General features: G+C 30.4%; 10 protein-coding genes. 5 read left to right on the top strand and 5 right to left on the bottom strand.

The window, feature by feature from the left end; translation table 11 throughout:
• The first annotated feature begins 131 nt into the window (after positions 1–131).
• Genes rfbA through rfbB form a run of 3 tightly spaced genes read left to right on the top strand, consistent with a single transcriptional unit; the run spans position 132 to position 2,663 of the window.
• The gene (gene rfbA / locus LGK95_RS21350; RefSeq protein WP_226126925.1) at positions 132–1,016 is read left to right on the top strand and encodes a glucose-1-phosphate thymidylyltransferase RfbA; all 885 of its coding nucleotides are present in this window, start codon (positions 132–134) and stop codon (positions 1,014–1,016) included.
• 40 nt (positions 1,017–1,056) lie between these two features.
• Positions 1,057–1,638, top strand: a complete 582-nt coding sequence (rfbC, locus tag LGK95_RS21345) for a dTDP-4-dehydrorhamnose 3,5-epimerase (RefSeq protein ID WP_226126924.1) — start codon at positions 1,057–1,059, stop codon at positions 1,636–1,638.
• Positions 1,635–2,663: a dTDP-glucose 4,6-dehydratase gene (rfbB, locus tag LGK95_RS21340; protein ID WP_226126923.1), complete on the top strand. Its 1,029-nt coding sequence runs from the start codon at positions 1,635–1,637 to the stop codon at positions 2,661–2,663. Before rfbC ends, rfbB begins: the two co-directional genes overlap by 4 nt.
• A gap of 18 nt (positions 2,664–2,681) precedes the next feature.
• Here the strand turns inward: rfbB and LGK95_RS21335 are convergent, their stop codons facing one another.
• The 3 genes from LGK95_RS21335 to LGK95_RS21325 form a co-directional block, all read right to left on the bottom strand.
• The gene (locus LGK95_RS21335) at positions 2,682–3,116 is read right to left on the bottom strand and encodes a hypothetical protein (RefSeq protein WP_226126922.1); all 435 of its coding nucleotides are present in this window, start codon (positions 3,114–3,116) and stop codon (positions 2,682–2,684) included.
• A gap of 154 nt (positions 3,117–3,270) precedes the next feature.
• Positions 3,271–3,951 carry an N-acetylmuramoyl-L-alanine amidase gene (locus tag LGK95_RS21330; RefSeq protein ID WP_226126921.1) on the bottom strand — a complete coding sequence of 227 codons (681 nt, stop codon included), beginning with the start codon at positions 3,949–3,951 and terminating at the stop codon, positions 3,271–3,273.
• 397 nt (positions 3,952–4,348) lie between these two features.
• The gene (locus tag LGK95_RS21325; RefSeq protein ID WP_226126920.1) at positions 4,349–4,612 is read right to left on the bottom strand and encodes a hypothetical protein; all 264 of its coding nucleotides are present in this window, start codon (positions 4,610–4,612) and stop codon (positions 4,349–4,351) included.
• A gap of 253 nt (positions 4,613–4,865) precedes the next feature.
• Here LGK95_RS21325 and LGK95_RS21320 point away from each other — a divergent pair, with 253 nt between their 5' ends.
• Positions 4,866–5,105 carry a glycosyltransferase gene (locus LGK95_RS21320; RefSeq protein WP_226126919.1) on the top strand — a complete coding sequence of 80 codons (240 nt, stop codon included), beginning with the start codon at positions 4,866–4,868 and terminating at the stop codon, positions 5,103–5,105.
• A 56-nt stretch (positions 5,106–5,161) separates the two neighbouring features.
• Positions 5,162–5,806 carry an MtnX-like HAD-IB family phosphatase gene (locus LGK95_RS21315; protein ID WP_226126918.1) on the top strand — a complete coding sequence of 215 codons (645 nt, stop codon included), beginning with the start codon at positions 5,162–5,164 and terminating at the stop codon, positions 5,804–5,806.
• Between the two features lie 156 nt (positions 5,807–5,962).
• Here the strand turns inward: LGK95_RS21315 and LGK95_RS21310 are convergent, their stop codons facing one another.
• On the bottom strand, positions 5,963–6,796 hold the full coding sequence (locus tag LGK95_RS21310; protein WP_226126917.1) for a deoxyribonuclease IV: 834 nt from the start codon (positions 6,794–6,796) through the stop codon (positions 5,963–5,965).
• Positions 6,797–7,021: 225 nt separating this feature from the next.
• Positions 7,022–8,098 (bottom strand): M24 family metallopeptidase, encoded by a 1,077-nt coding sequence (locus tag LGK95_RS21305; RefSeq protein WP_226126916.1) that lies wholly within the window; start codon positions 8,096–8,098, stop codon positions 7,022–7,024.
• Between the last annotated feature and the right edge of the window lie 134 nt (positions 8,099–8,232).

The raw sequence follows: 8,232 nt of genomic DNA, 5'->3' as shown, positions 1-8,232 counted from the left end.
ATTATAACAAATAGAGGGGGTCATTGTTTTTTTTATTATAAAAGTAGCTTAAACCCTTGCTAATGCAAGGATTCAAATAAATAAAACAAAGATAGTGTTAACACTATCTAGATTTTCTCAGGAGGCAAATTATGAAAGGTATTATTTTAGCAGGAGGATCCGGAACACGTCTTTACCCTATAACAAAATCTATATCTAAACAGATATTACCTATATATGATAAACCTATGATATATTACCCATTATCAGTGTTGATGCTCTCAGGTATAAAAGACATATTAATTATTTCAACCCCTAGAGACATCACTTCTTTTGAAGAGTTACTTGGTAATGGTAGTTTTTTAGGTCTTACTCTGCAATATGCTATTCAAAAGTATCCTCGTGGACTAGCAGATGCATTTATAATAGGAGAACAATTTATAGGAGATGATAGAGTAGCTTTAATACTTGGGGACAATATATTTCATGGTTATGGTTTTACGCAGAGACTTAAAAGTGCTGCAGATAGAAAAGATGGAGCGACTATTTTTGGATACCACGTAAGCAATCCAAAAGAATTTGGAGTAGTCGAATTTGATGAAGACAATAATATAATATCAATTGTAGAAAAGCCTCAAAACCCAAAATCAAATTACGCTGTTTGTGGCTTATATTTTTATGATAACAATGTAATAGACATTGCTAAAAAAGTTAAACCCTCTGCTAGAGGTGAGCTAGAAATCACATCCATTAATAATGAATATTTAAAAAGAAAATCATTAAAAGTTGAGTTACTTGGTAGAGGAATGGCTTGGCTAGATACAGGAACCCATAGAGGGCTTTTAGATGCTGCAAATTTTGTGGAAGCTGTGCAAACACGGCAAGGACTATACGTAGCTTGCATTGAAGAAATTGCTTATTTTAGTGGTTTTATTGGTAGGGAGCAGCTCCTAAAAATAGCTCAGCCCTTAATAAAAACACAATACGGTAAATATTTACTAACCATTGCAAATGAAAAAATAGATACTAGTTCTTAATATTTGTTAAAGTAAAAATACAAGTACTGGAGGATTTTATATGGGTAAGTTTAATTTTATAGATACAAAAATTAAAGATTTGTATATAATAAAGCCGCAAATATTGGGAGATCCTAGAGGCTATTTCATGGAAAGTTACAATAAAAAAGATTTTTATGATGTTGGACTTAATATGGACTTTGTTCAAGATAATGAGTCTAAGTCTAAAAAGGGTGTTTTACGTGGTCTACATTTTCAAATAAGTCACCCTCAAGGAAAGTTAGTTAGAGTTACAAGCGGAAAAGTATTTGATGTAGCTGTTGATTTGAGAGCAGACTCTCCTACTTTTAGTAAATATGTAAGTGTAGTTCTTACTGGCAAAAACAAAAAACAATTATACATTCCAGAAGGTTTTGCACACGGATTTTTAGTACTTTCGGAGTTTGCTACATTTAATTACAAATGCACGGACTATTATAATCCAGAGTATGAAAGTGGTATTTTATGGACAGACAATGATATATCTGTGAATTGGCCAATGGATCAAATTGACGAAGTATTTTTATCAGATAAAGATAAGAATCAAAAAACACTTAGAGAAATAAAAATTTTATTTAATATAAAGGAGCATGAGTGCAGATGAAAACTTACTTAGTTACTGGTGGAGCTGGATTTATAGGTTCAAATTTTATTTATTATATTATAAATAAATATTCTGATATAAAAATAATGAATTTAGATAAATTGACCTATGCAGGCAATTTATCTAATTTGAAAGGGATAAAAAATAATTCAAATTATGATTTTATTCATGGTGATATATGTGATAAGGAATTAGTAAATAATATATTTTCTAATAACGATATAGACTACGTTGTAAACTTTGCAGCAGAAACTCATGTAGACAGAAGTATAAATGATCCTGAACCTTTTGTTAGAACCAATGTGTTAGGTACTGTTAATATTCTAAATGCAGCTAAAAATGCATGGTCAACAGGCGATGGTTTTAAAGAAGGAAAGAAGTATTTACAGATATCCACTGATGAAGTTTACGGCTCTCTTGGAGATACAGGATATTTTAATGAAACTACATCAATCGATCCACATAGTCCATATTCTTCAAGTAAAGCTGGAGCCGATTTGATAGTGAAGTCATACTTTGATACCTACAAAATGCCTATTAATATAACAAGATGTTCAAATAATTATGGAGCATATCAATTCCCGGAAAAGTTAATACCTCTAATAATTAATAACTGCTTAAAGTATAAAAGCTTACCTATATATGGAAATGGAACTAATGTACGTGATTGGCTTTATGTTGAAGACCATTGTAGCGCAATAGATATAGTATTACAATATGGAAAATGCGGTGAAGTTTATAATATAGGAGGACATAATGAAAGAACTAACATACAAATAGTAAAAAAAATCATAAATTATATAAATGAAAACAAGGATAAAGAAGTTACAGAAAGGCTTATTACTTATGTGGAAGATAGAAAAGGACATGACATGCGATATGGCATAAACCCCAAAAAAATCGTGCAAGAATTAGGTTGGCATCCAGAAACTCCTTTCGAAATAGGCATAGAGAAAACTATTGAATGGTATTTACAAAATGAAGAGTGGATGAATAATATAACCTCTGGTAAGTATTTAAAATAGAGGTATAATACCTTATCTTTATTTTATAAGAAAAAGTGTAAAATCTTTAAAACATTTAAATAACTCACCACTATTTACATCAACACAATAAGCATATTCATCATATGTATATTCATTTGTGTTTAGCGTGTACAAATGATAATTTTCACCTTTAATATTTCTCTCTGAGTCATAAAGAATATGTAGGCCAGGTTCAAGTTTCACCTTAGATTTTATAATTTCTAAACCCTTTTCTTTAGATATTTTATAATTAGAAAGGTTATCACGCTTACTAATAACTAACGAGTCTTTCACTATATTATTATCTTTTTTGTAACCATTTTGGATTGTTTCCTGTTTCATTTCAGTTTTGTTTTTTTCAGCCATTACAGTTATCGTTCCTAAATAGCCTAAAAAAATACTTAAACTAATTAAAATGAGTATGAACATTCTTTTTTTTATATTTTTGAACATTAGGGTCCCTTCTTTCTATACTTTTTATAGTTTTCCTAACTTTATATAAATATATACCATGTGCCTTGTCCTAATATTACTAAGCAACTTATAGAATTAAACAAAAAATACCAAGTCAATAGTTATTTAACTATCTACTTGGTATCATAATCCACTATTTAAATATCATAACTTTTGCATCAACGCCTACTGCTTTTAATTTTCGAACTTGACTTTCAGCATTTTCTCTAACTAAGTAAGAACCTTCCATAACTCTATAAAGAGTTTGTTCATTTGTTGCTTGTATTGGTACTGAAGGTTCAACATACTTACCACCAGCCTTTTCCAATATAGCTTTTGATAATACCTTTATAATTTCATTTCTTTTTTTATCATATAAATTATTATCGCCTATATTATCAATGAATCCTATTTCAATTAGAACAGATGGAGCTTTGGTTTCCCTTAACACATGAAAATTAGCTGCCTTAACTCCTCTATTTACAAAACCCAAGGCTACAAGAGCACTTTGTATTCCCTCTGCAAGACCTTTAGACTTTGCGCCCGGATTTAAATAAGTATATGTTTCTACGCCTTTAGCTTTCTCTGGCTGATAAGCATTTCTATGAAATGATATAAAATAGTCATATGTGTTTTTATTTTCAAAGTTACTTCTTTCACTAAGGCTTACCGTAGCATCACTTGTTCGCGTTTCATTTACAATAATTCCACACTTTCTAACTTCTGCTGCCACAGCTTTTCCTAAACTTAATACATCATTGCTCTCTTTTCTTCCCTTATAGCACGCACCTCCATCTTCTCCACCATGTCCATAATCAAAACATAATTTAACCATGTTAATCACTCCTCTCTATACGTTTTCATTAAATATATATGTTCTTTAAAAATTATGTGCGCCATTTTTAAGCACGACAAAAGCACTCAACCATAGGATTGGTAAACCTACTAAAGTAGAGGAAAGCTCAAGCTTCAAGTATTCTACTTACGGAAAAATATTTGAACAAGTTGTCTTTATGACTAAAAATCGAAAAAATCGAAGTCAACTATGCACCAAAGATCCTAAATTAATGTAATAAAAATTACTCAAATGGCCTTAACCCTAAGTTTAAAGGGATAAGGCCGTTTAATTTTTTTTGTAATCTCTTGGTATTGTATAAAATAAAATTTACATCAATTGCATTAGAAATCCCCTCATATATATTATCATCAGTTCTCTATCCACACTGAGCCTTCTAAATCTTATACAATATCCATTTACAGGTTGCAAGTTCATACTTAATCTCAAATAACTTTGCATCATTCTCAAATAAGCTTTGACACTTATATACAATCATAATGTTGCCTGCAAACTTTTGAGTATCCTTTATTATAACTTTATCTATTTTTATAACTTGCATAGGCTCATCATTCACTTGCATTCTAAACCTAATAGGCTTTATAGAGCCTTTGTTATCTGTATAAGAAACCATTTCTATAGGTAAAGCTAGAACCTTCATTTACTTTTAACCTCCTTAAATTATAGAACTCATTAAATGATTGTTTTCCTGCCCTAATTTAGTTTAATGTGATTTATTATATTTTCCCATCTCAGAACATACGTTCGTAATTATTATATCCCAGTTTAGTGTTTTTTAGAAGTTTTTCTAAAAATAATATTTAAAATTTAATGTACGAACAATTAAAAAACTTATGAATATATAATCCGAAAATATTTCTAAAAAAATCTGATTTTATACAAAAAAAGTAGATGTGTGGCTTAATGCAATTGGTGAGGATATTGTTTTAACTTGGAATCTATTAAACAAGGGCTGGATAACGTATTTTGAGCCATTAGCAGTTGCATTTACTGACGTTCCTACTAATCTATACTCCATTTCAAGTCAACGCTCAAGATGGTCAAGAGGCATGATTGAGGCTTTAAAGAGAATAAAACCCTTAGATTTACATTTTAAGCATAAAACAATACATCTCCTTATTTATTTGTTATAATATTGTTGAAACTGAACAAACTAAATTCATAATAAACTTACAAGGAGATTACTACAATGAAAGATTTTGCATTTATATCAGATTTTGATGGGACACTTACAAAAAAGGATTTTTATAAGATATTATCCGAGACCTATTATAAAGAAGAGCTTAAACCCATATATGACTCTTGGAAAAATGGAGAAATGAAGGATGTTGAGTACTTAGGATATGTTTTTAATAATGTACGTAGAAATGAAACGGAGCTTTATGAGGATATTTTAAATATTGACTTTGACCCCACTGCTAAAGCTTTTATTGAACAAGTTAAAGCTGCTGGTGGCGACTTTATTGTTATTAGTGCAGGCTCAAGTTATTACATAGATAAGGTATTTGAAAAACATCATATAGACGGCGTAGATGTTTACTCAAATAAATGTATTTTTAAAGATAATGGCATTTATTTTGATTTAGATGAACATGATGAATTTTATTCAGATCGTTATGGTATTGATAAATTAATTGTTGTGGAAAAGCTAAAAGCTAATTATAAAAAGGTTTTTTATGCTGGTGATAGTGGGCCTGATCTTCAACCTGCTTTAGTTTCTGATGTAGTTTTTGCCAAAGGAAAGCTAGTAGAACTATTAAAGAAAGAAAAAAAAGAATTTATAGAATTTGAAACATTTTCAGAAGTTTGGGATAAATTAAAGAAATACTTATAAAAAATACACTTATTTGCTTAATATTTATATTAACCAAATAAGTGCATTTTTGTTTTTATCAACTACCAACATTCATATTTTCTACAATAATAGCAATTACTATTTGTTCAATTTAATTGCAAGACACATGGTTTGATAATTAATTTTCTATACCTATTAATCTATGTATGCTTCTCGCAACATCTTAATTTCTTCTGCGTGACCCTCTAACTCATTTGGAGTTTCTAAATAAAATGGCAAGTGACGTAGTTTTGGGTGATTAATAATTCTACTAATTGCCTCTATACCGATAGAACCTTTACCAATTGTTTCATGTCTGTCTTTATGACTTTCAAATGGATTTTTACTATCATTTAAGTGAATTGCATAAAGCTTGTCAAGACCAATAATTCTATCAAACTCATTTATCACTCCATCTAAATCATTAACGATATCATAACCAGCATCGTATATATGACAAGTATCAAGGCATACACCCATTTTATCTGATAGTGTAACACCATCAAGTATTTGCTTTAATTCCTCAAATGTTCGGCCTACTTCAGTTCCTTTACCAGCCATTGTTTCTAGAAGTACTCTAGTTGTTTGCTCCCTTTTTAATATACCGTTAAGCATATTTATAATATATTCTATACCTACCTCGGTACCTTGTTTTACATGACTACCTGGATGGAAATTATAAAAACTATTAGGAAAGTATTCCATTCTATATAAATCATCTTTCATAATCATCCTTGCAAATTCTCTTGTTTTCTCATCTGCAGAACAAGCATTTAGAGTATATGGCGCATGTGCTAGAATTGTATCAAATTTATTTTCTTTCATTAGCTCAAGTAATGCTGCTACATCGCTTGGATCAATTTCTTTTGCCTTACTTCCCCTAGGATTACGAGTGAAAAACTGAAATGTATTTGCTCCTATATTAAGAGCATCTAGTCCCATAGCCTTATAACCTTTTGATACTGATAAATGGCAACCTATATTTAACATAATTGTTCCTTCCTCTCTCTACTATAAATTGAGATTTTATGTATACTAAACCTTATCCATTACACTTTTTAGTGACACTTAATAAGTTCAATTTTGCTATGCGAAAATCTTTCTTATGTTAGTATATCCTAAACTATACATTATATAAAAGACAAAAGTTTAGCTCGTTTAAACTAAAAATAAAGGAGCTTTAATAAAATTTTAATTTATTAAAGCTCTTTTATGCTATTCTACAATAATTAAATCTTTTGTATAATGATTTAGTACTTCGCAACCATCCTGCGTAACTATTACTAAATCTTCAATGCGTATTCCAACGTCGCCCGGAAGATAAATACCTGGTTCAATGGAGAAAATTTGTCCTGGCTGAACTTTATCAGTATTCGCGGACGAAACATCACCAAAGTCATGAACTTCTATCCCTATTGAATGCCCTAATCTATGAGTAAAATATTTTCCATAACCTTTTTCCGTGATATAGTCTCTAGCTGCAGCATCGATATCACAGAATCTAACTCCTGCCTTAACTTTTTCAATTCCTCGCCTATTTGCCTCTTTAACAATATTGTAAACTTCTCTACTGTGATCTGATGCTGTTTTGTAGAAAACTGTCCTAGTCATGTCTGAGCAGTATGAATTCATTTTGCATCCGATATCAATAACTATACTGTCCCCTTCTTTAACTGTTGATCCATTCATTTCATGATGAGGGTCAGCCGCATTTGCACCATAACCTATAATTGGATCAAATGAATGTCCCTGTGCCCCCAGTTCTTCCCAAATATCTTCGAGTAACTTTCCCATTTTCTTTTCAGAATGTTTTTCAGGGATAAGTTTTATCATTTTATCAACAGCATTATCATTTAATGCTGAAGCTATTCTCATTAAATCTTTTTCCTCTTCATCCTTACACATTCTTACCCTATCAAGAATCTCGGATCCATTAACAAATGTGCTACCGCCTTTCAGCTTCATTAGTTTTATTAAGAAATGAGATGGCCAATTTTTATCTATACCCATTGGTTTATCTTTATCAATGTTTTTTGCAACAATTTCTACTGGACTCTGAGTATCATTAAACCATATCTTTTCTACTCCTAAATCTTCACTTATAGGGAATAACTCATTAATAAATAGTTTGTTATGTCCATTTAAATTAATATAGAGTACAATCATTCTCTCTCCAGATAAAATCCATTTTCCTGTAAGATAGTATATAGCCGCGGGGTCAGAAACTATCATTTGAGGTACTTTCTTCTCTTTCATAATTTTTAGAACTTTGTTAAGTCTTTCTTGTATCATTAACAATCCCCTCCTAAAATAAGGATAGTGTTAACACTATCTTTGTTTTATTTATTTGAATCCTTGCATTAGCAAGGGTTTAAGCTACTTTTATAATAAAAAAAACAATGACCCCCTCTATTTGTTATAATTGT

This window comes from Clostridium algoriphilum (assembly GCF_020443705.1).
Classification (GTDB): Bacteria; Bacillota; Clostridia; order Clostridiales; family Clostridiaceae; genus Clostridium_AD; species Clostridium_AD algoriphilum.
This window is presented reverse-complemented; position numbering and strand designations above follow the sequence as displayed.

What these genes read in the sequence shown, in the direction of transcription:
- rfbA (WP_226126925.1), top strand. Translation starts at nt 132, where the DNA reads ATGAAAGGTATTATTTTAGCAGGAGGATCCGGAACACGTCTTTACCCT.
- rfbC (WP_226126924.1), top strand. Translation starts at nt 1,057, where the DNA reads ATGGGTAAGTTTAATTTTATAGATACAAAAATTAAAGATTTGTATATA.
- rfbB (WP_226126923.1), top strand. Translation starts at nt 1,635, where the DNA reads ATGAAAACTTACTTAGTTACTGGTGGAGCTGGATTTATAGGTTCAAAT.
- LGK95_RS21335 (WP_226126922.1), bottom strand. Translation starts at nt 3,116, where the DNA reads ATGTTCAAAAATATAAAAAAAAGAATGTTCATACTCATTTTAATTAGT.
- LGK95_RS21330 (WP_226126921.1), bottom strand. Translation starts at nt 3,951, where the DNA reads ATGGTTAAATTATGTTTTGATTATGGACATGGTGGAGAAGATGGAGGT.
- LGK95_RS21325 (WP_226126920.1), bottom strand. Translation starts at nt 4,612, where the DNA reads ATGAAGGTTCTAGCTTTACCTATAGAAATGGTTTCTTATACAGATAAC.
- LGK95_RS21315 (WP_226126918.1), top strand. Translation starts at nt 5,162, where the DNA reads ATGAAAGATTTTGCATTTATATCAGATTTTGATGGGACACTTACAAAA.
- LGK95_RS21310 (WP_226126917.1), bottom strand. Translation starts at nt 6,796, where the DNA reads ATGTTAAATATAGGTTGCCATTTATCAGTATCAAAAGGTTATAAGGCT.
- LGK95_RS21305 (WP_226126916.1), bottom strand. Translation starts at nt 8,098, where the DNA reads ATGATACAAGAAAGACTTAACAAAGTTCTAAAAATTATGAAAGAGAAG.